General features: G+C 41.8%; 21 protein-coding genes. 9 read left to right on the forward strand and 12 right to left on the reverse strand.

From position 1 onward, the window contains the following. Positions 1 to 82: 82 nt before the first annotated feature. Complete coding sequence (gene pruA / locus H6G97_RS05945; RefSeq protein WP_190939765.1) at positions 83 to 3052, reverse strand: L-glutamate gamma-semialdehyde dehydrogenase; 2970 nt, start codon at positions 3050 to 3052, stop codon at positions 83 to 85. Positions 3053 to 3406: 354 nt separating this feature from the next. Here pruA and H6G97_RS05950 point away from each other — a divergent pair, with 354 nt between their 5' ends. The 3 genes from H6G97_RS05950 (at position 3407) to H6G97_RS05960 (ending at position 5425) form a co-directional block, all read left to right on the forward strand. Then, entirely contained in the window at positions 3407 to 4057 is a 651-nt protein-coding gene (locus tag H6G97_RS05950) for an HD domain-containing protein (protein WP_190939766.1), read from the forward strand. A 169-nt stretch (positions 4058 to 4226) separates the two neighbouring features. Then, positions 4227 to 4709, forward strand: coding sequence for a DUF4174 domain-containing protein (locus H6G97_RS05955; protein ID WP_190939767.1), 483 nt, complete (start codon positions 4227 to 4229; stop codon positions 4707 to 4709). Positions 4710 to 4933: 224 nt separating this feature from the next. Then, the gene (locus H6G97_RS05960; RefSeq protein ID WP_190939768.1) at positions 4934 to 5425 is read left to right on the forward strand and encodes a DUF1499 domain-containing protein; all 492 of its coding nucleotides are present in this window, start codon (positions 4934 to 4936) and stop codon (positions 5423 to 5425) included. A 9-nt stretch (positions 5426 to 5434) separates the two neighbouring features. Here the strand turns inward: H6G97_RS05960 and H6G97_RS05965 are convergent, their stop codons facing one another. The 7 genes from H6G97_RS05965 to H6G97_RS05995 all read right to left on the reverse strand — a co-directional run bounded on the left by H6G97_RS05965 (position 5435) and on the right by H6G97_RS05995 (position 10888). Then, positions 5435 to 6154 (reverse strand): HEAT repeat domain-containing protein, encoded by a 720-nt coding sequence (locus tag H6G97_RS05965; protein ID WP_190939769.1) that lies wholly within the window; start codon positions 6152 to 6154, stop codon positions 5435 to 5437. A 228-nt stretch (positions 6155 to 6382) separates the two neighbouring features. Then, positions 6383 to 7225 carry a HEAT repeat domain-containing protein gene (locus H6G97_RS05970; protein WP_190939770.1) on the reverse strand — a complete coding sequence of 281 codons (843 nt, stop codon included), beginning with the start codon at positions 7223 to 7225 and terminating at the stop codon, positions 6383 to 6385. Then, complete coding sequence (locus H6G97_RS05975; RefSeq protein WP_190939771.1) at positions 7200 to 7463, reverse strand: phycobilisome linker polypeptide; 264 nt, start codon at positions 7461 to 7463, stop codon at positions 7200 to 7202. The genes H6G97_RS05970 and H6G97_RS05975 overlap by 26 nt, the downstream gene beginning before the upstream one ends. 89 nt (positions 7464 to 7552) lie before the next feature. Beyond that, entirely contained in the window at positions 7553 to 8422 is an 870-nt protein-coding gene (locus H6G97_RS05980; protein ID WP_190939772.1) for a phycobilisome linker polypeptide, read from the reverse strand. Positions 8423 to 8565: 143 nt separating this feature from the next. Further along, the gene (locus tag H6G97_RS05985; protein ID WP_190939773.1) at positions 8566 to 9378 is read right to left on the reverse strand and encodes a phycobilisome linker polypeptide; all 813 of its coding nucleotides are present in this window, start codon (positions 9376 to 9378) and stop codon (positions 8566 to 8568) included. A 416-nt stretch (positions 9379 to 9794) separates the two neighbouring features. Further along, on the reverse strand, positions 9795 to 10283 hold the full coding sequence (cpcA, locus tag H6G97_RS05990) for a phycocyanin subunit alpha (RefSeq protein WP_094349677.1): 489 nt from the start codon (positions 10281 to 10283) through the stop codon (positions 9795 to 9797). An 83-nt stretch (positions 10284 to 10366) separates the two neighbouring features. After that, on the reverse strand, positions 10367 to 10888 hold the full coding sequence (locus H6G97_RS05995) for a phycocyanin subunit beta (protein WP_190939774.1): 522 nt from the start codon (positions 10886 to 10888) through the stop codon (positions 10367 to 10369). Between the two features lie 1247 nt (positions 10889 to 12135). On the opposite strand from H6G97_RS05995, the gene H6G97_RS06000 reads away from it, so the two are divergent. After that, the gene (locus H6G97_RS06000) at positions 12136 to 13182 is read left to right on the forward strand and encodes a D-alanine--D-alanine ligase family protein (protein ID WP_190939775.1); all 1047 of its coding nucleotides are present in this window, start codon (positions 12136 to 12138) and stop codon (positions 13180 to 13182) included. Positions 13183 to 13528: 346 nt separating this feature from the next. Here the strand turns inward: H6G97_RS06000 and H6G97_RS06005 are convergent, their stop codons facing one another. The 3 genes from H6G97_RS06005 to H6G97_RS06015 form a co-directional block, all read right to left on the reverse strand. Then, positions 13529 to 14917, reverse strand: a complete 1389-nt coding sequence (locus tag H6G97_RS06005) for an ATP-grasp domain-containing protein (RefSeq protein ID WP_190939776.1) — start codon at positions 14915 to 14917, stop codon at positions 13529 to 13531. Positions 14918 to 15021: 104 nt separating this feature from the next. Then, positions 15022 to 15855 carry an O-methyltransferase gene (locus tag H6G97_RS06010; RefSeq protein ID WP_190939777.1) on the reverse strand — a complete coding sequence of 278 codons (834 nt, stop codon included), beginning with the start codon at positions 15853 to 15855 and terminating at the stop codon, positions 15022 to 15024. Positions 15856 to 15859: 4 nt separating this feature from the next. Continuing rightward, positions 15860 to 17092 carry a sedoheptulose 7-phosphate cyclase gene (locus tag H6G97_RS06015; RefSeq protein ID WP_190939778.1) on the reverse strand — a complete coding sequence of 411 codons (1233 nt, stop codon included), beginning with the start codon at positions 17090 to 17092 and terminating at the stop codon, positions 15860 to 15862. A gap of 910 nt (positions 17093 to 18002) precedes the next feature. On the opposite strand from H6G97_RS06015, the gene H6G97_RS06020 reads away from it, so the two are divergent. The 4 genes from H6G97_RS06020 to H6G97_RS06035 all read left to right on the forward strand — a co-directional run bounded on the left by H6G97_RS06020 (position 18003) and on the right by H6G97_RS06035 (position 21650). After that, the gene (locus H6G97_RS06020) at positions 18003 to 18719 is read left to right on the forward strand and encodes a class I SAM-dependent methyltransferase (RefSeq protein ID WP_190939779.1); all 717 of its coding nucleotides are present in this window, start codon (positions 18003 to 18005) and stop codon (positions 18717 to 18719) included. A 410-nt stretch (positions 18720 to 19129) separates the two neighbouring features. Continuing rightward, entirely contained in the window at positions 19130 to 20209 is a 1080-nt protein-coding gene (locus tag H6G97_RS06025) for a M4 family metallopeptidase (protein ID WP_190939780.1), read from the forward strand. A 147-nt stretch (positions 20210 to 20356) separates the two neighbouring features. Then, the gene (locus H6G97_RS06030) at positions 20357 to 20656 is read left to right on the forward strand and encodes a protealysin inhibitor emfourin (RefSeq protein ID WP_190939781.1); all 300 of its coding nucleotides are present in this window, start codon (positions 20357 to 20359) and stop codon (positions 20654 to 20656) included. A gap of 82 nt (positions 20657 to 20738) precedes the next feature. Continuing rightward, positions 20739 to 21650, forward strand: a complete 912-nt coding sequence (locus H6G97_RS06035) for a DUF4437 domain-containing protein (RefSeq protein ID WP_338421585.1) — start codon at positions 20739 to 20741, stop codon at positions 21648 to 21650. Positions 21651 to 21655: 5 nt separating this feature from the next. On the opposite strand, the gene H6G97_RS06040 is transcribed toward H6G97_RS06035, so the two are convergent. Beyond that, positions 21656 to 23155, reverse strand: coding sequence for an amidohydrolase family protein (locus tag H6G97_RS06040; protein ID WP_190939782.1), 1500 nt, complete (start codon positions 23153 to 23155; stop codon positions 21656 to 21658). A 117-nt stretch (positions 23156 to 23272) separates the two neighbouring features. Here H6G97_RS06040 and H6G97_RS06045 point away from each other — a divergent pair, with 117 nt between their 5' ends. Continuing rightward, on the forward strand, positions 23273 to 24067 hold the full coding sequence (locus H6G97_RS06045) for an aspartyl/asparaginyl beta-hydroxylase domain-containing protein (RefSeq protein WP_190939807.1): 795 nt from the start codon (positions 23273 to 23275) through the stop codon (positions 24065 to 24067). Positions 24068 to 24076: the final 9 nt, after the last annotated feature.

The raw sequence follows: 24076 nt of genomic DNA on the forward strand, positions 1-24076 counted from the left end.
ATGGTATTTTATGGGTATAGAGAGATTACATTGCAACGTCTCTACACCCATAAAAAGGTAGGCAATGCCTACCCTAGACGATTTAATCTGCACCTTCAATTGGTGCAAAACCTTGACGCTGAATATTTTCTGTCACCGCGCGTGGTTCCAAAAATTGCAGTAGGTAATCAGGGCCACCTGCTTTTGAACCTACTCCAGAAAGTTTGAATCCACCAAAGGGTTGCCGTCCAACGATCGCTCCGGTAATATTGCGGTTGATGTACAAATTACCGACTTCAAACTCTGTCTGCGCCTGCTGAATATGGGAAGGTGTTCGAGAATAAAGTCCACCAGTTAAAGCGTAATTAGTACCATTGGCGACTGCTAACGCTTCCTGGAAATCTTTCACCCGAATTACTGCCAGCACAGGGCCAAAAATTTCTTGCTGGGAAATTACCGCGTTTGGCGATACTTCGCTAAAAATGACTGGGCCGATAAAATATCCTTGTTCGGGTGCTGGTAATTCTAATGCTACTTCTGCTTCTGCCTTACCCTTCTCAATATACTCGCGGATGCGATCGCGGGCATTAGCATCAATCACTGGCCCAACTTGTGTACTTGGTAACTCTGCTTCCCCAATGTTCAAGGATTTTGTCGCTTCTACCAATCGCTGCACAAAGGCATCATAAATCGGTTGCAGTACAATCACCCTGGAGGCGGCAGAACATTTTTGACCGCTGTAACCAAATGCCGACTGCACTACCCCCACAACGGCTTGGTCTAAATCAGCACTTTCATCGACAATAATGGCATTTTTGCCACCCATTTCCGCAATCACCCGTTTCATGTGCTTTTGTCCGGGTTTCAAAGTTGCCGCTTCTGCGTAAATTCGACAACCGACTTCTTGGGAACCCGTAAAGGCAATTACATGAGTATCTGGATGATTTACCAAATAAGCGCCGACTTGGGAACCCTTGCCAGGTACGTATTGAAATACACCTTTGGGGAAACCAGCCTCGATTAAGATTTCTGTGAGTTTTGCCGTAATTACAGAAGATGTTTCTGCCGGTTTAAGGAGAGTACAATTGCCTGAAACCAAAGCTGCGACAGTCATTCCACAAGCGATCGCTAGCGGGAAATTCCAGGGAGAAATTACTACAACAATACCGCGTGGTTGGTAAATATAACGGTTAGTTTCGCCTGGAATGTCGTAATTAAAACCTTCGTCTAACCGTTCTATCTCATCAGCGTAGTACCGACAGAAATCTATCGCTTCCGAAACCTCTCCATCAGCTTCCTTAAGTGGTTTCCCAACTTCCAAAACCATCCAAGCCGATAATTCAGCGCGGCGGAGTTCCATCAAATCACCCGCTTTCCGCAAAATATCAGCGCGTTGTTTAGCTGGTGTTTTCCTCCATCCAGGAAATGCCGCTTTAGCAGCTTGCATTGCCTGTTCCGCCTGTTCAACACTGATCAATCCAACTTTACCAACTACCTCACTGAAATTAGAAGGATTGAGAGAATCGACAAATTCCGGCGTATTAACATATTCGCCATTAATCAACGGCAAATAAGTTTTACCCAATTGTTGGCGAACCCTTTGGAAAGCCTGCGCCGTCTTCGTTCTCACCTCTTCCTCAGCATAATCAGTATCAGCAGCACCGAGAAAATGAGAGTGAGGAGTTAAAGAGTTCTTTTCATCTTTGACAATCGGCGGCGCTAGTAACTCTTCAATCGGTCTATTTTCGAGATTTTGCCGTAAAAAAGAACTATTAGCGGTATTTTCCAACAACCGCCGAATTAAATACGCCATCCCCGGCAACAATTCACCGTAAGGGCAGTAAACTCTGACTCGATAACCCTTGTCAACCAATGCCTTGGCAACTTTATCACCCATACCGTAAAGGACTTGTAATTCAAAGCGACGGCGGGGGACATTTAAACTTTCAGCTATGGCAATGGCGCGAGAGTGCGATCGCACATTATGGCTACCAATGGCAGAATACACATAATCATGATTTTCTAGCAATAACTGAGTGATGGTTTCAAAATTAGCATCAGTTGCTGCTTTGTCGTTGTAAACTGGCTGTGGCCAATGCTTTTGCGCTGCTTTGATAGTTTCCTGATCCCAATATGCGCCTTTCACCAAGCGGATTGTTAGAGGATAACCGCGCTGTTTCAACCAAGAAATTACGTCTTTGACATCTTGTTCGCTATCACGCAGATATGCTTGGATGGTTATACCAATATCTGTGCGTTGCCGAAATTCTTCTAGTAACAGTTTTTTCAGGATGCTGAGAGTTATATCTTTGTAGGCATACTGTTCCATATCAAAATGGACAGCTGCGCCTAATTCTTTAGCACGACGTAAGAGAATACGAATGCGATCGCTAACTCGCTCCTCACTACCCTTAGCATCTAATGGGTCAAATTGCGAATAAAACGCCGTTAACTTCACAGAAACCTGAACTTTTGGGATGGTTTCGCCATCAGCCTCATCAATAGCTGGGATAGCTGGCCAATTCTTCGATGCTTCCACCAATTGTTGCATTAATTCTAGATAGCGTTCTAGATAAGATTGCGCTTCGGCTTCGGTAATCACCGCTTCACCAAGTAAATCGATGGTGAAAGCCATTTTCTCTTTTCGCAGTCGTTCAACTGTTTTGATGACTTGTTTAATATTTTCCCCAGAAATATATTTATGAGCAAGAGTCTCAACGGCTGTACCAACAGTTGTAGCAGCAACTTGCCCTGGCATCGAGTCGGGATTAGCAAAGTTTAGCATTCCCTTCAAAGCTGCCGGTAATTCTACACTTTCATCTCCTAAATATTCTTGTAAATGTGAGGCAATTTCTGATTTACTGTGTAAAGCAGGTAGGGTATCTATAAAGCGAAATAATTGCACCCGTAACCCAGGATTACTCATTGCCCAAGCTAGTAATTTATCATCCCAGCGCATTTGATCCCGCAGGGAAGAAAAAAACGAACGATTTTCCTGGGTTGCTGCTAGAAGTTGTTTAGCAATTTCTTGGGTTTTAGCTTCGTAGGTGCTTGTTTGTACTTGTAATACCACTGATAATAAACTCCGTTAATCAAAATAGGGCTTTTTGTATAAAGCCTGTGTCTTCTATTTTGACGCTTTCATTTAGCTGTCACCATATTTAGGTAAGAAACAAGGGGACAAGGGGAAGAATAATAAACCTCTTGCAAAAGTAACTTTTGCAAGAGGTGGGAAAAGGGGAAAGGTTAAAGGGAAAGGTTTTTTCTTATTCCTTTCCCTTTTTCCCCTCTGCCTCTTGCCAATTCCCAATGCTCAATTCAATAACAAGTGTTATCCTTTTGTTGATCTATTTCTAACTTGATTTACGGATGTTGCAACATAAGAGACTGGCTCAGTCATACTAAAGGTGTGGATAATACTATATTTATGCCCACAAAAAATCTTACGCATATCTTATTTTCTGACTGGCAACACACACTCCAACCCTTTGGTGTTGAGCAAGTAGTGGCTGAGAAAGCTTTTAATCCCTTGGTTGCAGCTTACTCTACTCCTGGTCGCTATTACCATACGCTACAACACATTGATCGCGTCCTTAGCACAATTCAGATTTTGCAAGGCTACACCAACAACCTAGCTGCTGTTCAACTAGCTGCCTGGTTTCATGATGTAGTATATGATTCTCAAGCTCAAGATAATGAAGAACGAAGTGCAGACTATGCTTTTGAATTCTTAAATAACTTGGGTATTCCAGACAGTACCATAACTACTGTCACGCGTCTGATTCTGAATACTAAAAACCATCAAGCTGCGGTGGATGACTATGATAGCCAAGTCCTACTTGATGCAGATTTAGCGGTTTTGGCTACTAACCAAGTGCTGTATGGAGAATATACCCATGCTATTCGCCAGGAATATAGCTGGATGGCAGAGAAAGATTATATCACAGGTCGTCAGCAGATTTTAGAACGATTTTTACAGCGATCGCGTATCTACTTTACGCCTTTAATGTCAGAATTCGCCGAACCATCTGCCCGTGGCAATATCCAGGGAGAAATTCAGTCTTTATTATCTGGTTAGTTTTATCGCCGTTAGTAGCATGAAATTTTTCTATATGAATTATGAGTAGCCTAGTGAAAGTGGGTGCAAATATTCTAAAACCCTTGATTTGGCTTTGATTTGATTTTTGCAAGCACGCATTTATTCATCTTTGACCGTCCGAAAATTATCGCTCCTAACAATCCCCGAAGTGAATAACTCATTATTAATCGCCCTAACCCTATTAACATTTACAGCCGCATCACCAGTCAGCATTGCTGGTACTGTCCAAGGTTCAACCCATGCGAAAATGTCTTCATTTAACCTTAGTTCCCAAAAATGGCAAAACCGCGTTTTACTAGTGTTTGCACCATCTGTTAATAACCATAACTATCAGCAACAGATGCAGTTATTTGACCAGCACCAAAACGGTTTTATAGACCGGGATTTAGTTCTTGTTCAAGTTTTGCCGAATCAAAGTTATGCCAACGGACAGTTAATAGATGATTCTTCTGCTGCCAATTTGCGAAATCGCTTTGGAGTTGATAAAGAAAATTTTCGCGTTATTCTGGTGGGCAAAGATGGTGGTGTTAAGCGCCAAGACACTACACCAGTCAAAGCGACAGCAATTTTTGAGCAAATTGACGCTATGCCCATGCGCCAACAAGAAATGCAAGAGCGAGGCAGAAAGTAGCTATAAAAATCTTAGAGTCAAAGTTACACCATTGGAGCGATCGCTCTTGGTTATGATGCACCTGTAGGTAATTAACTGCTCGGCTTGGGGTCTTGATAGCCATTGGGGAGGTGATTCCGCGATTCCTAAGTCTAAACCTTTGAAGCGGCAGAATCTTATAAATACTCACCCGAAATGACCGAAAATAATTGAGTCCTATTTAAAACAAGAGGAGTAAATTTATTATGTCTCATCTGCTAACAGCGTTTCGTCAGCGACTATTGTGGAATGTCACTTTTGTAATACTCCTAACTTTGATTAGTAGTTTAATACTTCCTGGGGCTACTTGGGCAGCCTCTTCTAGTTTGGGAGTTGATAATGGTCATCTTAGTTCTTGTCCTCCTTCCCCTAACTGTGTTGTCAGTCAAAATGCTGACTCCAAGCACGCTATCGACCCGATTGCTTATCATGTAGACCGCGATGCAGCTAGAGAAACCTTACTAAAAGTTCTCACTGTTGTTCCTCGCACAGAGGTTATAGAACAGACTCCTAATTACATCCATGCTCTTTCTAAAAGCCGCATCTTTAAATTTGTTGATGATGTGGAGTTTTATTTACCTTCCAATGAGTCAGTAATTCATCTGCGGTCGGCATCTCGCGTGGGAGATTCGGATCTTGGTGTCAACCGCAGGCGTGTTGAACAAATTCGTTTGGCGCTGCGCGATCTAAATATTTGATTCCCTTAGTTAACGCCTGCCAGCACCACGATGAGGCACTTTAGTTTCCTGTAGCTTTCTTTTCGGTGCAAACACTTCTTGATGTTGTTGCTGCTGAATTTTATCTTGTGCAAACTTTACACGGGTGCGAACTCCGAGATCAACATCTGTATCGAGCATCTGCTGAAGTTGATTTGTAATCCGCGACGCTTGATCGGGTAAAGTGTCTGCTATGGCGATCGCTACTGTTTCTAAACTCGTCACTGCTGCATAGCGCACTACCCACTCTGAATCTTGAGAAATTAGTAATAGCGCCTCTAATACCTGAGTCTGAACAGATTCTAGTTTCTCTGGTGGTAGTTGATGCCAGCGCAAAGTGCCTAATCCTCTGGCAGCGGCCCGCCGCACACTTAAGGAAAAATCGGTTTTTGCTGCTTCGAACAAGGTATCTAGTGCCCGGACATCACCTATTCCTGCTAAGGCACGAATAGCCCAAGCTCTAGCACCGTAATTGTAGTTATCAATCAGTTCTAACAATGGCGGTACTGCGGGTTCCCCGATCGCAATCAGCCCATCTACGGCCGCCACCGCCGCCCCCGGATTGTTGTAGCCCAAAGCTGCAATCAAAGTGGGAACAGATTCTTCTATACCAGCTGCTGCTAACTGCTGAACTGCGTCTAATAGGCGCTCCGAGGAGTCTGCTTCTTCCACAGCACGGATCAATATTTGAGCAAGGTCGCTGTTATTCATAATAATTTTTCATGGGTAATTAGCCATCAGCCAATTGTAGCTTAAGTTATCCGTAGTTGACATCATACACAAACCCCTAGCCCAGATTGTGCAGTCGGGTTGGGGGTTTATAAGTAATAAACATTTGTTTTAAACGTATTAATAACAACTTATCATTATAAAAGAATTCAGGAGTCAGAATTTATCTGACTCCTGACTCCTGAATTCTTCTCAAACTAGAACTTAGGACTACAACAGCGAGTCCATCAAATTCATCACTTTAATCGCACCTGCGGACAAAGTGCTTGTTGCTGTGTGGTTAACTTGATATTCTAGTAATCCTTTCAGAGAAATTAGCTTCAGGCTATTTTCGGCAAGAGTCTGTGCGATCGCATCTGCTGCGGGTAGATATCCGATCGCTCCCAAATCTGCTAACACAGCTCGACGCAATTGCAATTTTTCTCCCCCTAAAGCCTTTACTAACCGTTCTCCATAAACTGGTTCTTGGGTTAATTGATACATGGCTCGTGCGGCAGCATATTGCACCAATTCGATTGGATGCTCTAAAAATGGTGTTATCAAATGGGTGAACTCAGTCGCCCTCAAGGTTCCCAAGGCTTCCAAGATGGCATCGTAAGGTTGAGATAAATCAGGCTGTGATATCAGCTGCTCTCCCTGCAAACCTACTTCTAATAGTTTGATTAGTGCAGGGATACAAGCCGGATCGCCCAGCATCTCTAAGGATTGTGCCGCTGCTTCTCGTACATAAAAATCTGAGCAGTCTAAACACCCAATTAAAGGTGATACTGCCTGGCGATCGCTTAGTTTCCCTAAAGCTCTAGCTGCGTTCCGCCGTAGAGGATATCCGCCTTCTGGTGTCCTGTCGGCTTCATCCTCTAACGCTTTAATCAGTGCTGTAACCGCAGCTGGTTCACTTATGCGAAACCTACCCAACCACCAGGCAGCATAAAACCGCAGACCTAAATCTGCACTTTCAAGATTAACTAGAGCCTGCTCTACCGTTAAAGATCCACCGTCGGCATTGCCACCTGTCAGTGATAAATCTTCAATTTTCTGCGGACTGAGATTCATGGTTGTGTTCGCTGTGTGTTGTCTCAGCGTTCAATGGCTGAATGCTGACTATTTTGCCACCCAAGCGAGTAATCCGCTGCATTTCCTGATTCATCCGGTTCTCAGGCACTGTGATAAACACACTGGCACTAGAACGAATGGGATAGCCGACTTTTTCTGTTTCTTCGCTTTGGCGCAGACCGACTACTTCATAGCGGAAGGAGCGGCTACTATTTCTACCATTAATTTGTCCAAGCATAAATCAATTCCAAATTTATAAATTAAAGTTTTCATTAGTCCTTGGTCTGTAATTAATGACCAATGACTAATGACCAATGACCAATGAGACTAAAGTGGCTTCACACTAGCAATCTTGCCACCTTGTTTTACCACTCTCTGGAAGTAAGCAGATAGTCCTTCATAAGGTACAATCACAGCTTGATTGACCCGGCGTGTGCTAGGATACCCAGCTCCAAAAACGCCTGCCACTTCAATGCGGTAAAGTCTGCCTTCTTGTCCGAAAGTTCCTGCACCACCAAAAGTACTGTTGGGGGTAACGCCTTTGTCAGGAGCAACGTAGGAAAAGCCGGAAGGGCCACCAGATGGAGGAACAACAACAGATGCACTATTGCGACCTAGTTCACCGGCAAGGCGGGGGGAATTACCTCTAAGCTGGGAGGTATCGCTATTGGCATAGCCGCGATAAAGTTGGAATATTCGGCTAAATCCGACAGTTTTCTGACCTGTTTGAGTTTTGAAACCGCGATAGAAAGGCACAATATTGTCACCAAAGCTACTTTGATACTCTGGCGAATCAATATAGGAATCAATGTCGGCTTCATATCCCTTGGTTTGATATAAGTCTAAGTGATAAATCACTTCAGACTCATCGTATGGCGCACGACCCAACAAATGTTTATAGTTCAGTTCAATGACGCGAGTTTGAAAACTGTTGTAGAAAAACTTGGATTTGTACAGTTCTGATTTGGCTACTTGACGCACAAATTCTTGTACTGTGCTTTTCCCATCGCGCAGAATAGATTCAGCACTTGTGAGACGCTCAGATTTCATTAAGTAATCGTTGCCCAACAGCTGACGATAGACGGCAGAAATTATCTGCTCTATGTCTTCTTTACTTGCATTTGGGCGCAATTCTAGAGGAGCGTTATCACTAAAAGCTTCTGTTCCCAGACGGGAAGCTGCTGTTGTAATAGCCATTGGTAATTTTCCTTTTGTAATTGGTAATTGGCAAAGGGAGTGGGGAGTGGAGAGTTGGGAGTAGCGAATATTCACTACTCCTAACTCCCTAGTAGAGACGCGATTAATCGCGTCTCTCCCTACTCCCCACCCCGATTCCCTCTTTATACAGATGTGATGCTAATAACCTTGCTGCCCTTACGATTAAGCTGCTGCAATTTACTAGAAAGTTGTTCGTAAGGTACGAGAAATTCCGCACTACCGCGCCGCACTACAGATGAGTTTGGAGAAGCTGCTTGTAGTACCCTAATTCGGTATGTTTCTCCTCTCCCACCTGATGAGATGCCCGTTAAGGCTCCTGTAGAGACTGGGTAGATAGGTGAAGCCAGATTCTTAGCTATTTCCCAAGTTAGGCGTCCTTGTTTTTGCCCTTGAGCGCGATCGCTATTGGCATAACCCCGATACAGCTGGAACAATCGGCTATAGCCAACGTTTTTCAGCCCTACTGGGCTATTAAAGCCACGATAGTATGGTACTATATTTTCGCCAAAGCTTTCTTGATATTCTAGTGAGTCAATGTATGAGTTAATCTCAGCTTCGTAACCTTGTGAGTTGTAAAGTTCGACGTGGTACGAAATTTCTGACTCATCTTCTGGGGCGCGACCCAATAAATGCTTATAATTCAACTCGATAAAGCGAATTTGCGAGTTTGAATGGAAAAACTTATTCCGATAAAGTTCCGACTGAGCAATGGCTAACACAAATCCCTTAACTGAAATATCGCCTTGCTGCAACAGTGATTCAGCACTGACAAGACGTTCTGATTCCATTAGGTATTCATTACCCAAAACCTGACGGTAAGCTGCCCGGATGATCGCCTTCACATCCGTTTCTGTTCTATCGAGACGTAGTTCTGCCAGTCCTGAGTTTTCAAAGGCTCCAATTCCTAGCCTTGTTGCTTGTCCCAAAGCTGCCATCTTTAAACCTCCTCAGTTTTAGCTATAAAACTGAATGCGTTTTAGAAATTTTTTTTCTAGTCTTTATTAATCAAGAAAGAATTTAGGAGTCAGAGGCCAAAATTCAGAAATTAATTCTATCTACTCGTAGATACCGCAACGCTTTCGCTCGCTCTTAGCGTCTCGCAGAGAAGGAGTCTACAAGTTTCTGAAGAAACGGTGAAACACCACACTAAATAAATATATGTGCATATTTAGTGGTCTGTTTTAGTAGTGGTGGGTCTGAATCCCACACTCAAATATTTCTGAATTCTGTATTCTGAATTTTGAATTCTTGTTTAAGAGTCTTTTGAAAATAAAACTGCCCAGAAAGGTAAACCAACTCCTAGCTATTTGCTAACAGAGCTTGTTTTCCTTTCCGGGCTAAATACACTCTATTAGCTTAGAGCGTTAATTGCGTAGTCGATGTAGGAATTAGCTTCTACAGCAGGGTCGCCACTTAGACCGTGGTTAGCCTTGATGTACTTGAGAGCTTCAACGTACCAGCTGGGAGATAGATCAAAGGTGCGGTTGATTTCAGCCAAGCCAGAAATCAAGAAGTCATCCAAGGGGCCTGTACCACCGACAACTAAGGAATAGGTAACAATCCGCAGGTAGTAGCCGATGTCACGCGCACACTTTTCTTTACCAGTGTTGGTAGAAGCGAAGTTAGGGCCTTGTTGTTGAGTGGTGTAAGGGAACTTGTTGTATACAGCTTGAGCTGCGCCTTCTGTCAAACGTTGAGCATTGGCGCTCAAAGCTTTTGCTGCTTCTAAGCTAGCTGGAGCTTGACGGAAACGACCAAAAGCGGTTTGAATTTCTGTGCTGGAGAGAAAGCGACCTTGAGAATCTGCTGCTGCAACTGCTTCGGTAAGAGGTGTCTTCATCGGTTTAGTATCTCCCTATTTACAATTTTGTTGAAATTTGTTTTGTCTAACTGACAGTAGTCAGTGAATAGTTTGGAGCGGGTTTAGCTTACCGCTGCTGCTGCACGATCAAAGTAGCTAGCAACTTCAGACGAGATAGCGCTGCAATCGCCTCTGGTGATACCGTTGGGGTCGTTAACAAGAGCCAAAGCTGCGTCCTTCATTTTTTGCACACCAACTGCTACAGAAGCACCAGGAGTTCCTAGAGCCAAGTAGGTTTCGCGCAGACCGTTCAAACAACGATCATCTAATACACTTGCATCACCTGCAAAGATTGCATAAGTTACATAGCGTAAGATGATTTCCATGTCACGCAAGCAAGCAGCATTTCTACGGTTGGTGTAAGCATTACCACCAGGAGCAATCAACTGAGGTTGTTCTGCAAACAGAGCGCGAGCTGCATTGGCAACAATTGCTGAGGAGTTGCTGGTAATCCGGTTTACGGTATCTGCACGCTTGTTGCCATCTTTTACTAGGGCAGCTAGAGCGTCTAACTGAGCAGAGCTGAGATATTCACCGCGGGCATCAGCTTGGGTGATTACTTTTGCAAATGCATCTAAAACCATTGCCTTAAATCTCCTAGTTTGCTTGGTTAAGAATAATTGGACTCAAAACTGAATGGTTCAGCTTTTTTGATGTCAGCACTGCCTGACGAGTTACGAAAGGTTCAAAACAGACATCCACCGAATAAGTTTACAATCTCCAGGCTTTCAGATTAAAACTTTTGTTAAAAAACTTCAAACTTCTGTGAACGGCTGGAAAACCTGATTAAGATGTCGTTTTTTGCCTTCAAGTTATCTTTATACAATGCTGCCGCATCATTATTTATTACAAATTATTGTTATGTTTGTTAATCTATTTTACATAACTTTACATTTACCTCTTTATAATTCATGAGAAGTTAGTGCAGCTAGTGCAGCACCCCGAAAACAGCTATCCATTCGAAAAAAAGCTACATAGTAAAACGAGTAAACACTAGCATTGTGCTTTTTGTTGCCAGTATTGCCATACTACAGTTAGTTTTGAGTACTCATTTTGATTGTTATGCTACTCCGTAAGCGGAACTCTCCCCAATACCGTTCGGTTAAGAAATTTCTTTATAGAGGTAGAGGAAGAAAAGAATTATTGAGATAAGAATCCTCTTGCCTCCCCTGCTTATCCGAACGGTATTGCAAGTCCCCTAAAAGACCAACTGCCAAATTAAATAAAGGTTTTCTGGTTTAAATGTTGGGATAGCTTGGACGTAAAGGTTAGCCAATGTCTTCAATTGTTGTCAAAGCTTGTCTATCATGATAAAATTCTTGCATTTGTAAACCATAAAAATACTAATCATTTCCCAAATTATGAGCTAACTTTACATACCATAAAATATGACTTGTTGGCGGGATGAAGATAGGAAAATGGTTGTTTGCTAGCTTTACAAAGATGCGATAAATAGCTGTTTCCACGAAAGAAAGATTAATTATTGTAGAGACGGCGATTCATCGCGTCTCTTGCCTTAACCGAACAGTACTGAGATTCATAGAATTAGAACTCTAGCATATAGATGATTTCAAGTTTATTAAGTACAGAAGCTAAGTCTAAAGCCCAGGTATAAATACTGTTTCCTGGATCTGTCTCCAAAATTCTCAATTTAACTTTAGTAGTTAAAACTAGTAATAAATTATCAAGCTTTTTACATTAACTGTCGTTTCAAAGCAATAACAAAAAACTGACATAACTACTTGATTCAGCCAGATTAATCATATGATAATAATTATGATATTTTCTCCAGCTTTGAAAAACCATTAAAACTTACTTAGGAAGATGAATCATGTCATTACTTAATATCCTTCATTTAGTTGGATCTGCACACAATGATTTTTACTGTGATTTATCACGGCTTTACGCCCAAGACTGTTTGGCAGCAACAGCAGATCACTCGCTTTATAACTTTCAAATTGCATACATTACACCTGATCGCCAATGGCGATTTCCTAACTCCCTCAGTCGAGAAGATATTGGTTTCACGAAACCGATTCCTCTGTTTGATGCCATACAGTTTCTAACGGTGCAAAACATTGACATCATGTTGCCACAAATGTTTTGTATTCCTGGAATGACTCAGTACCGCGCCCTATTCGATCTGCTCAAGATCCCTTATATAGGCAATACTCCAGATATTATGGCGATCGCAGCTCACAAAGCCAGAGCCAAAGCAATTGTCGAAGCCGCAGGGGTAAAAGTGCCTCGTGGAGAATTGCTTCGCCAAGGAGATGTTCCGACAATTACACTTCCAGCAGTCATCAAACCCGTAAGTTCTGACAACTCTTTAGGGGTGACTTTAGTCAAAGAGGCTACTGAATATGACGCTGCTCTGAAGAAAGCGTTTGAATATGCTTCGGAGGTCATTGTAGAAGAATTCATCGAACTCGGACGAGAAGTCAGATGCGGTATTATTGCCAAAGACGGGGAGCTAATGGGTTTACCCCTTGAAGAGTATTTGGTAGACCCTCACGATAAACCGATCCGCAACCATGCTGATAAACTCCAACAAACGGAGGATGGCGACTTGCGTTTTGCCGCTAAAGATAATATCAAATCTTGGATTGTAGACCCTAACGATCCAATTACCGAAAAGGTTCAACAAGTGGCTAAAAAGTGTCATGCAGCTTTAGGTTGTCGCCACTACAGTTTATTTGACTTCCGAATCGACCCAAAAGGAGAACCTTGGTTCTTAGAAGCCGGATTGTATTGTTCTTTTGCCCCCAAAAGTGTGATTTCCTCTATGGCGAAAGCAGCGGGAATCCCTCTAAATGATTTATTAATAACTGCTATCAATGAAACCTTAAGTAGTAATAAAAAGGCATTACAAAATTGACAGTGAATTGGTTATAGAACTTACGCACAGGCAACGGAAAAAGGACTTATACCAATTCACGAAAATCCTGATACATACAGATTTATCGTAGGGGCATGGCATTGCCATACCCTTACCAGCCTATTTGTATCATTATTAAAGTTAAATGGTATTACGCACAGTCTACAAATTCTCGGCGCTCTTCTTTACGAGACGCTACGCGATGGCGTAGTGTCTCGTAGAAAAGGCGTCTTGGCGGTTTGATAAATTAAGCTTTTTAGCAATTTGTGCGTAAGTCCTGATAAGTAATCACCCGAACTTGATATAAGATAGAACTTGTTCAAACAGGTTTTCACCAATCTGAGTATTAGTCACCGCCTAATTCCACCAGTTTGCCAATATTAAAGTCAATCTTTACCCAGCCTTTGAGTTGTTGCAGATTTTGTAGCAAAAGTAAAGTAATTTGCCAATGATGCAAAGTTAAAAATGGTATCGGATCATCCAGACGATAAATTGCATCTGTACCTCGTAATAACCTCCCAAACCAAGTTTGTAATTGTTTCGCAGAGCGAATCCCAGTCAATCGCCAGATTTCGTGATATATCCAGTAAGTGGGCTTGCTATCTGCAAGAGGTTCTAGAGGTGCAGCTAGGGGAGTTTTACCAAAATAGGCTTCTGCAACACCTGGGTGATTGTAAAACATTGTAATCGCCGAATGGGTGCGGGGATTACATTCAATGGCGTAAGCTGTTCCGTCTTCAGCTTGGATAAAGTCAAGAGACACTTGTCCAGTCAGCCCCAAACTTTTCACGAAATGTTGTACCCATTGCCGAATTTGGGGATTTTCGACATTTTCATAATTAATCTGAAACGCAGAAGAATTGGAGCAGCAATGCAACCTTAATTCACCGTCTCGGACTGTGCTATGAGTACATAATTCTTTCCCAAGAATAAACTCTTGCATAATCCAAGGTTTTTCTGGGCTGATGGGTAAACTCTTGACAAAGGCTGCTGTCTCTTCTGGAGTGTCACAAGGAAGTTTGGTTAAATTTAAGCGGCGAACTGAGTCGTAAGAAATACTTTTAAGTATATATTTGCGTGTTTCTTGGCTAAAATCAAAGTTGATAACTTGTTCAGGATCGGTGATTTTAAAAGATTTGGGGACTGATAAACCAAGCGATCGCGCCTGATCGGTAAAGGCAAATTTATCATCCAGCATCTTGGTTATATCTGCATCGAAGTGAAAAACTTCACAGTATTCTGATAGTGCAGGTTTTGCTAAAGAGTCGTAATAACTAGCCACAGGACTGCATACGGGTACATAAATGTCAATCTTTTCTTGTTTGACAATTTCTACTAGCGCCTGAGTGTAGCCTTCTGGGTCATCTTGTGGTGCAGGAATTGTATAAAAACGACTTACAGCATTGGAGAATCTATGTCCAGATAACCAATATTTGTTACCTTCAACCAGAATAACTCTGTGTCCGGCTGCATGGAACGAGCGGGCAAGTTGCAATGCCTTAGTCATTTTACCGCCGCTAACCAAGATATTCTGGGGATAGGCTGCTACAGCAGGTTTTTTCGTAAACAAAAGGCTCCACAGTAGGGATACCAATACGATGAAAGCATTCAGCGGTAAAGCTATCAGCAATAATGCTAGAGTACCCAGAGTTTTGAATAGCGCTACTATTTTTATCCACACACCCGTTGAGGGCGTTGTGGATTCGGGGAGAGATAAGGAGATTGATTGAGCCATAAGTCTTTCCTTTGCGTGGAATGCGGCTTTGCTAGGGAAGCACAGCTGTACTTCCCTAGCGGATATTGCATCCAAATGAGAACTATTTGAATTTTTTGCGCCTGTTACACCAAGCGTCTAATCAGGGTTATACCATCTCGTATGGGTAACAAAACTTGCTCTACCCGAGGATCTGCGGCGACAATGCGGTTGAATTGAGCGATCGCTTCCCCATTGGCGGTACGCTGTTCGGATGGTAGGTAAACTTGTCCCTGTAACAACGTATTATCTACGCAGATTAATCCGTCGGGAGCCAGTAATTGCCTATCCAAGATAATTTGGAAGTACTCTACATATTCCTTTTTATCGGCATCAATGAAGATTAGATCAAATGCTTCTTCTGCCACCGCCAGCTTGTGCAGTGTCTCTAGTGCGGGTGCTACTTCTACTACAATCTTGTCACCGTGGGGAGACTCTTGAAAGCAAGTTTGAGCAAATTCCGCCACGTATGAATCAACCTCACAAGCAATGAGTCGTCCATCATGTGGTAACGCTTCCGCCATCGCCAAGGCTGAATATCCTGTGAACATTCCCACTTCTAGGATGCGCTTGGCTTTGGTTATATGCACAAACATCTTCAATGTCTGTCCTTCAAGATGTCCTGAGAGCATTTCCTGCTCTAGTTGCCGCACCGTTTCACCATCACTAAAGCGTTTACTCCAGTCTTCTTTGCTGGTTTTCTGGGCTAGTGCTGTCAATGCTGCCGATTCAGGAGTAGTGCAATCATCCAAGTAGGGATCTAAACCCGCTGCTAACTGCAACCCTTGCCGCAGAGATGTCAATAGCTCTAAAGGAGTATTACTTTCCTCTGCAATTCTCAGAGTTTTTTGTAACTGTGCAACTAAGATGCTGTGTGGGGTTATTGGTCTAGCGGTATCTGGGCCTAAAATAGTGGTCATGTTTTCACACTCCCAATAGTTTGGATTCTTCTTGAGTTTCAATGTAAGCGTCAATCCCATCTCCGCCACGCGGGTATGTAGCACACAAACGTTTGTGTTCAGCTAAGGCTGCATCTAATTCTTCACGGGTGAGATCGTTAGCAAAAACGCACTCACCAATGGGTTTTGGCATGGCTGCGCGTTGTTTGCCGTCTCGTGTCAAGCTAATAGACTGGGTTGCATACCACAGTAAATCTCCATCTAGTAGAGGGTGATCCATTGATAAACCGAGGCGACTCATCAAGCTCAAAATGCGATCGCGTTCTCCTGATGTAATGTAACCACGTTTGGCAGCAATGGTTGCAGACAAAGCCATATCTACATTGACTGCATGACCATGATATAAGGGTACGAGGGGAGCTAATTCTAAGGTAGGACTCCAAGTATGACCGTAGGCGATGACGCGATCGAGGTCTAACTCATGCAAGTTGGGAGTCTCCAACTCCAGCATAGTTTTAATTGCCTCGTAATTTAGTTTGTGAGCGATCGCTTTGAGTTCACTTGTGCCATTCACATGTCCAAAGTGAGTATGCAGCAGTTCTTCGCCATATTCATCCAGTAGTTCAAAGACTTCTGAGTTAGCAACAACAGCAATTTTGACTAATTCTGCCATGCCATTACGAACTTGAGCCGTTGGTAATGTTTGCAAAAATGAGAAATCGAGGATAACTTTTAAAGGAGCGTGATATGCGCCCAAGCGATTTTTTAACTTGCGATGGTTGACTGCAACCTTAATCGCCACACCTGCATCAATTAAACCAATTAGCGTTGTCGGAACCCGAATATAGTTACTCTTGCGACGGTAAGCAGCGCACGCAAACCCAGCTACATCAGTGATTAAACCACCACCAACTACCAACACTGGTTCCTTGCGGATTAAGCCAAAATCAGAAAAAGCATCAACAATTTTTTCAAAGGTTGCCAGGGTTTTCGCTGGTTCTGCGATCGCAATGGGAACTACAGTGAGATCAATATCATAGTGTCTAAAATATGCCTTGATCTGTTTCCCATATAGCCTGTTAACATTGGCATCAATCACCGTCAAACAGCGTTCTAATTTTGCATAGCTGTCTGCAATTTCTCTGTTATTGATATCAAATGCACCGTTTACATACACGAGACTAAACTCAATTTTTTCGTAAGCTTCCACACGAAACTCGGCTTCCGTTGCTTCAAAGGACGCTTGAACATTACTCATTATTGTTAACCTTGATAAAAGTGAAAAATTTGTGAGAATTCAGGCAATATTTCAGACTTAACTTAACTGTACGGCAATAACAAAATGATGCCATTAGACACCTAAAATTTTAGGCATTCTAAAGCAAGCTTTCACTACAAAAGCTCATTTTTATTACCATGCAATGTTATTAAATAACACCACGATTTAGTTAAATTCTTTCAGCTAACCTTTTCTTATAGGTTGCTTATCAACTTAATCCCAGCAAAAGCTTATCATCATAAAGCTTACGCCCTTTTGGGATTGTTGGCAAAATCTAGATAAGTTAACTTTAGTCTAGATTAACTCAAAATGGGTTTTTAGAAAATTAACCTAAATGCAGATTAACTTTAGGATCAGCTCTACTATAGTGGCTTTCCGACTGTTCTACTTCGCAAAATTTCTAATAGAGAAAACCGCACAGAGAGTTTATCTCCAGGTTTCCATTTGAGATTACAGCCCTCATTAACCTTCAGTTCGCTGTTGTTTAGCATTAGCCTTGAACCTTTTATCGCTACACTCTGTTTGATTCAGAATGACAGTGGACTTCTAGTTTGATTTTGTTAACTTTCTGTTCAGTATTGAATATACCAACGTGAGTAACTTTTGAAAACCAAAAATTTTAATTTATCAGAGTTACTAATTACACATATCAGCTTAACTCAATTCACAACCAATTTTATCTTAACAAATCTTAAAAAAGAGTTAAGTTGGCTCCTTTGCCCTAAATAATAGGGTTTATGCATAAAATATGCTATATGTCTTCTGGCCAAAGTGTACTTTAAGTCTTATTTTTGAATACTAAAGGCTTCTCCTAGCGATGGAGTATATACCTTAGTAATGATGGATGATTAATATAAATTAGTTAGTGTGTTTATTACTTCCAATTACCATGCAACAGCTATTTCCTGGAGAGGTATTCGCCAACACTGCTGATTTTGACACTGGTATTCGTCAACTGTTACCCAGATACGATGAGATGTTGGAGGTAATTGCCCGTTGTCTACCTTCGACAAGTCGGCGTATTTTAGAATTAGGTTGTGGTACAGGGGAACTTAGTCTCAAGATACTTAATCGCTTTCCCGATGCCCAAGTAATTGCCTTAGATTACTCACCTCGAATGCTGCAATTTGCCCAAGATAAAATCACAGCAGCTGGATATCAAAAACGGTGGGTTGGTACACAAGCAGACTTTGGCGATTGGGCAAATAATCCAGAGAAATTGGATATTGGTAGCGAATTTGATGGCTGTGTCTCATCCTTGGCAATCCACCATCTTCAAGATGAGATGAAATTAAAGTTATTTGAGCGAATTGCTGCTAGTCTCACTCAAGACGGCTATTTTTGGAATGCAGACCCTACTTTACTAGAATCACCAGCCTTAGCAGAAGCTTACAAGGTGGCACGAGAGGAATGGTCACTTCAACAGGGAACTAGCTTAACAGAGATTCGCGCGAAACTTGGCGTTACCAGCACCCAAGGTTACTCTAGTCAAGACCAGCTAGCTACTTTGGGTGCTCATTTACAGATGTTGACCAAAGCTGGATTTAAGATAGTTGCAGTACCGTGGAAATATTATGGTCTAGCAGTGTTTGGTGGCTGGCTATGAAAACTTGAGGTTTTGGATGCTTGGGCTTAGGATTCGCCCATCTTTAATTGGTATTCATGGCATTAATAGCTTGATAGTAACAAAACAGCAATAAATAAGATTATTTCTCTTGAGAAGAATTAATATCGCATTAGGTCTGTAAAGGAGGTCTTGGTAAATCACGCAAGGGCTTTGGCTGAAACTTGCGGTAATTAAGCTTGCTTTGCGTTTGATGCGATATTTCCATATCAGAAGTACCCCATGAGGGTACTATCCATACCTTACAAATTTATCCGAAAATACAGAGTAGAAAATTTTCATCAGCAAAGAAACCAGAGAAAGGCGATTTTGATTCGTTTTTCTGCTTCTTTCCCTAGTGCAGTTAAAACCACTGTTTGACATAACTTAGTTTTAAAAGGAGAATATCTTGGATGGCTCGCAATAAAAAGAAATTAGCCGGGTTCAAGTATGAGCATCCACATAATTCTAGATGCTCTATTTGTTGTATTATCCCGCCCCATATATTAGAAAATGTCGTTGTAAATGGCAATCCCGAACAGCGTAGTTGGGCTTTTCATACATTAAATGTTTCGGCACAATTTCGCGGACGGAGAAATGTCGTAGGTAGTGTCTTCTTTGCACCTTCTCCAGGTGAAAAGCTCCGCACCATCTATGATGCAAAACATGGTCAGCAACTTCCTGGTACACTAGTACGTGGTGAAGGAGATCCACCGAGCAGTGATCCAGCAGTAAATGAAGCCTACGATGCTGCCGGTGCTACTTATGACTTATTTTATGAAATATTTGATCGCAATTCTATTGACGACAAAGGACTACGTTTAGACTCCACCGTGCATTATGGTGTTAAATATGACAACGCCTTTTGGAACGGCGACCAAATGGTTTATGGTGATGGCGACGGAGAAATGTTTCAACGCTTCACGAAATCAATAGATGTAATTGGGCATGAACTAGCTCATGGTATAACTCAGTATGAAGCGGGTTTACAATATTATGGCGAACCAGGCGCACTGAATGAGTCTTTTTCTGATATCTTTGGTTCTTTAGTAAAACAAAAGACCAAAAATCAGACTGCACAAGAGGCAGATTGGCTTATTGGCGAAGGTGTTTTGATGCCGACTGTCAAAGGTGTCGCTCTCCGCTCAATGAAAGCACCGGGAACAGCTTATGATGATCCAGTATTAGGTAAAGATCCCCAACCAGGCCATGTAAAAGATAAATATATGGGTGTTGAAGATAATGCTGGGGTTCATATCAACTCAGGAATTCCTAACCATGCCTTTTATCTAGCGGCTGTTGAAATTGGTGGGTATGCTTGGCAAAAAGCTGGTAAAATCTGGTATATAGCTTTACGCGATCGCTTAAATGCCAAAGCAGATTTTAAAAAAGCTGCCAATATCACCATTAAAGTTGCTGGCGAACTCTACGGTAATGATAGTAGTGAGCAAAAAGCTGTGCAGAATGCTTGGCAAAAGGTAGGAGTTATTTAGAACTAGGAGTTAGCAGTAAAGAAAAAAACTCCTCACTCCTAACTTTTTTAGATGTGTTGTTTGTTATTGCTAAACTGGGAGGTGAAAACTATCATCTCCCAATCTTAATATTTATCCCAACTAAATAACACAACGGAGAGCAAAAAAATGCGGATAACCTTTGAACGCACCGGCGGTTTTGCCGGAATCAGCAAGAAGACAAGCGTTGATACAGACACTCTCCCGCCACATGAAGCTGCAAAACTTCCCCGATTGGTGGAAGTTGCTGATTTATTTAGGCTACCTGAACTAATTACCTCACCAAATCCCCAGAGCGATCGCTTTCAGTATAAGTTAACAGTGGAAGATAACGGTAAGCAGCATACAGTGACTGTCAGTGAAGCAGCATTACCAGGAACTTTAAGACCCCTGATTGAATGGTTGCAAACTATAGCACAAAAAAGGTAATTTGCTAAATAAGCAATTAAATTTTTAGATAAAATCCAGTCAACGCTATCTAAAATTGAATATTCCAGGAGAATGTAAAGTCGTGGGCGAAGAAAATGTAAATTTTAATTCCACAGAAGAAAACCAAACTGATAATTTTTTGCACCTAGCATCTGTAAAAGAGGATTGGGGTGGAGACGGAAGAGGGCGCATGAACCTATCAGGAAGGCATACAGCAATCTCTAAAGAGTATGTACCTCGTCAATATCAATTTTTTGATACAAATGCCCTACCAGAAGAACACGGTTGGCGAGTGAGCGGAATGCCAGAGAATGGAGTAGCTGGAAGCCGTCGATTACTTACTTGGCATGATAGTGGTGCATCAACGTCAAGAGTTGTAATACCACGGCATTTTGAAGCACCGTCTGGCTTCTTCACTTCTGATTTGGAGATTTTCGTGCTTAGGGGTGCAATCCAAGTGGGAGAGTGGCAGTTAAGCAAACATGGCTACTCCTTTATCCCCGCAGGAGTAAGAGTAGGCCCTTGGAAAGTGCTAGGTGATGAGGAAGCAGAAATTCTCTGGATGGAAAACGGATCTCTCAAGTATAAATATGCGCTAAACGATCATCCAGATGCTAGACTGTGCGACTTCATCCCGGCATTGGATAGCAAATTGCTACCGTGGGGCAATACAGAAACAGTTCAATTTGTACAAGCAAATAAGAAGTGGCTAAGGAAAGATAGTAACGGGGGTGGAGTCTGGCTGCTTGCTATCCTGCCACATTATGATGGCAAATCCCCAATGATTCAATGTTATAACGAGGAAGGGTATTGCCTAGCTGGGTACTGTGATATTGGAGAGTACCGATTTCTAAAAGATTACTTTGGCTATGTTCCCACCTTTACCACCTCTCCTTGGCACAGAACAGATGATGGTTGCTTATTCTTTATCCGCGTTGATAGGGATTTATCACAAGTTGCAACAGTCTTGTCATATACACCTCAAAACGAATAGCTTTGTTAAGCAGCAGAATTTCCGGGGGAATTATTAGAAGGTCTTTTCAAATAGCGTCCAATAGGTGAACCTAAAACCTCTCCATTGTTGTAGATAAGATTTCCGCGCAAAAAAGTACTCTTCACCCGCCCAGTTAACTCCATTCCTTCAAAAGGTGTATAACCTTGTTGTGATTCCGACTCAGCAGCACGTACCACAAAGGTTTCATTGGGGTCTAATAACACCAAATCAGCATCATAACCAATAGCAATATCACCTTTTTCTAACAAACCAAAGCGCCGCGATGGGTTCCAAGATAGCAACTTAGCGATATGGTTGTAAGACATTCCCCGCTTACTACCTTCACTAAATACACCAGAAAGTAAATATTCTGTACCACCAAAACCAGACTTTGCTAACCAAATATTATTCGGGTTTTTAGCACTTCTTTTTTGTTCAGCAGAACAGCAAGCATGGTCACTTACTATCCAATCTACTTGATTGTTAAGTACTGCTTGCCATAAGTATTCCACATCAGCACGGGGACGAATAGGAGGGTTAACTTTTGCCCAAATTGTATTAGGAGTATCGACATCTAGTAACAAATGTCCGACAGTAACCTCTCGCCGAAAATTGATATGAGGAAAAGCAGTTTGCATAGTCAAAGCTGCTTCCATTGCTTTACGCGAACTCAGGTGTAACAAATTGATATTTGCACAGTTAGTCTCGGATGCCAAATAAGAAGCAATACAAATTGCTAAACCTTCAGAATGAGGCGGACGCGCTGCACTGTAAGCATGTAATCCACTAAGACTAGAATCGTTTTCAACTATTTTGGTGTAGGCGTTGAGAATTTCTGCAACTTCACAGTGTAAACTCAAGCTGATAGTATCTCGCGCTTCTGGATGTTTTTCCACCAAGCGAGTTAAACCGCGCATAATAAATTCAAAATGGGCAAAGTCATACCGTTCCTCTTTATTAATCATCAAAAAGAGGTTTTGCTGGTCTGATAAACCATGCAAGCCATAGCCGCCATAAAACATGAAGATTTTAAACGAAGATACACCATGTTCTTCAAACAATAGAGGTATTTCGTCGATATGTTGGCTAGCTATAGGTGCGATGTGATAGCTGTAATCTACAAAAAAATTACCTGCGGATAAGGCCAAAACCTCTGGAAAAAAATCTTGGTAAGAACCACCTTTATTAAGATAATACTGCCCTGTACGAATGTAATTCAGGCTGGTAGTCACACCTCCCATTGCGGCTGCTTTAGTTTCAGTAACAGCATCTTTGTCAAGGGATTGATAGATACCGATGTGCATGTGGGCATCCACTACCCCAGGAAAACCCAGCAATTTTTTGCCATCAAAGACCTCTTTGCCTGTGTCTGCGCTAATATTAGGGGCAATCTGAGCAAATTTCCCATCCTGAATTCCTAAATCAAGTAGTTCGATTACATCTTGATGAGGACGAACTACTCGCACATTTTTGATAATTTGATCTAATAGGGGAGTTTCAGACACAGTAGACCTCACATTAAAATGAGTTTAGTTAGGAATTCAAACATTGAATCGAGGCAAAAACCAAATCCCATTATTATATAACGGTTTTTTATGAAATCAGCTTCAGGAGAAAAGACAATGGAAAGTTTTAATGAGTATCATCTAGACCCAAAGCAATTTACTTTTCTCAAAAGTTTTGAAGATAACTGGGAAGTGATTATAGATGAGTTTACCCGCTTTATGAAGGAGGCATCTGATGACGAGTTAAAGTTAACCTATAATATTCTTGGCCCTAAAAGTAAAACTATTAAAACCAAGGGTAATTCAAAATACAGTGCTTTTGGTATTTTATTTCAAGGTGTTTTTATTGAAAAATATATTCAGGTGTATCAAATACAATATCCTGATTATGGCCCGGATGAAGCATCAAAAAAGGCACTTGCATTAAGAGAGAAATATTTTCCAAATTTGGCGCAAGTCATAGAAAAAGTCAACTTTAACGATGATGATATCATCAGAAACGTGTATTTTGGTACATTCCATCCTGGCTTGGATATCAAGTTACATATAAACTATAATCCTCATACAAATCGTGGCTATCTAGGATTGATTGTCCCAGAGGGGGATGTGGCTATGAAAATATGTCATGAGCAGCTTTATTGGCATGAAGGAAAATTTCTGGTTTTAGATCACAGCTATCCACATTGCCCCCACAATTACACCAATTATGACAGAACTGTATTGGTTGTAGACTTTTTTAAACCGGATAAATCTAGAGAGGAAGCTATCAGATTTGAGAAAGAGCAAGTCACACAACGTATGCAAGATAATCCTTACAGCTTAGGCGTTTTTGGTAAAAGCGATAAAGCTACAGTAGAAGATTTTATCAAGTATGGTTTAGCTCATCAGTTAGAGTGGGATAAAGCTTTATAAGCTTAGTGT

This window comes from Nostoc flagelliforme FACHB-838 (assembly GCF_014698065.1).
GTDB classification, from domain to species: Bacteria; Cyanobacteriota; Cyanobacteriia; order Cyanobacteriales; family Nostocaceae; genus Nostoc; species Nostoc flagelliforme_B.

What these genes read in the sequence shown, in the direction of transcription:
- H6G97_RS05960 (WP_190939768.1), top strand. Translation starts at nt 4,934, where the DNA reads ATGTCTCATCTGCTAACAGCGTTTCGTCAGCGACTATTGTGGAATGTC.
- H6G97_RS05980 (WP_190939772.1), bottom strand. Translation starts at nt 8,422, where the DNA reads ATGGCTATTACAACAGCAGCTTCCCGTCTGGGAACAGAAGCTTTTAGT.
- H6G97_RS06015 (WP_190939778.1), bottom strand. Translation starts at nt 17,092, where the DNA reads ATGAGTAATGTTCAAGCGTCCTTTGAAGCAACGGAAGCCGAGTTTCGT.
- H6G97_RS05975 (WP_190939771.1), bottom strand. Translation starts at nt 7,463, where the DNA reads ATGCTTGGACAAATTAATGGTAGAAATAGTAGCCGCTCCTTCCGCTAT.
- H6G97_RS06045 (WP_190939807.1), top strand. Translation starts at nt 23,273, where the DNA reads ATGGAAAGTTTTAATGAGTATCATCTAGACCCAAAGCAATTTACTTTT.
- H6G97_RS05995 (WP_190939774.1), bottom strand. Translation starts at nt 10,888, where the DNA reads ATGGTTTTAGATGCATTTGCAAAAGTAATCACCCAAGCTGATGCCCGC.
- H6G97_RS05965 (WP_190939769.1), bottom strand. Translation starts at nt 6,154, where the DNA reads ATGAATAACAGCGACCTTGCTCAAATATTGATCCGTGCTGTGGAAGAA.
- H6G97_RS06010 (WP_190939777.1), bottom strand. Translation starts at nt 15,855, where the DNA reads ATGACCACTATTTTAGGCCCAGATACCGCTAGACCAATAACCCCACAC.
- H6G97_RS06020 (WP_190939779.1), top strand. Translation starts at nt 18,003, where the DNA reads ATGCAACAGCTATTTCCTGGAGAGGTATTCGCCAACACTGCTGATTTT.
- H6G97_RS06005 (WP_190939776.1), bottom strand. Translation starts at nt 14,917, where the DNA reads ATGGCTCAATCAATCTCCTTATCTCTCCCCGAATCCACAACGCCCTCA.
- cpcA (WP_094349677.1), bottom strand. Translation starts at nt 10,283, where the DNA reads ATGAAGACACCTCTTACCGAAGCAGTTGCAGCAGCAGATTCTCAAGGT.
- H6G97_RS05985 (WP_190939773.1), bottom strand. Translation starts at nt 9,378, where the DNA reads ATGGCAGCTTTGGGACAAGCAACAAGGCTAGGAATTGGAGCCTTTGAA.
- H6G97_RS05970 (WP_190939770.1), bottom strand. Translation starts at nt 7,225, where the DNA reads ATGAATCTCAGTCCGCAGAAAATTGAAGATTTATCACTGACAGGTGGC.
- H6G97_RS05950 (WP_190939766.1), top strand. Translation starts at nt 3,407, where the DNA reads ATGCCCACAAAAAATCTTACGCATATCTTATTTTCTGACTGGCAACAC.
- H6G97_RS06030 (WP_190939781.1), top strand. Translation starts at nt 20,357, where the DNA reads ATGCGGATAACCTTTGAACGCACCGGCGGTTTTGCCGGAATCAGCAAG.
- H6G97_RS06025 (WP_190939780.1), top strand. Translation starts at nt 19,130, where the DNA reads ATGGCTCGCAATAAAAAGAAATTAGCCGGGTTCAAGTATGAGCATCCA.
- H6G97_RS06000 (WP_190939775.1), top strand. Translation starts at nt 12,136, where the DNA reads ATGTCATTACTTAATATCCTTCATTTAGTTGGATCTGCACACAATGAT.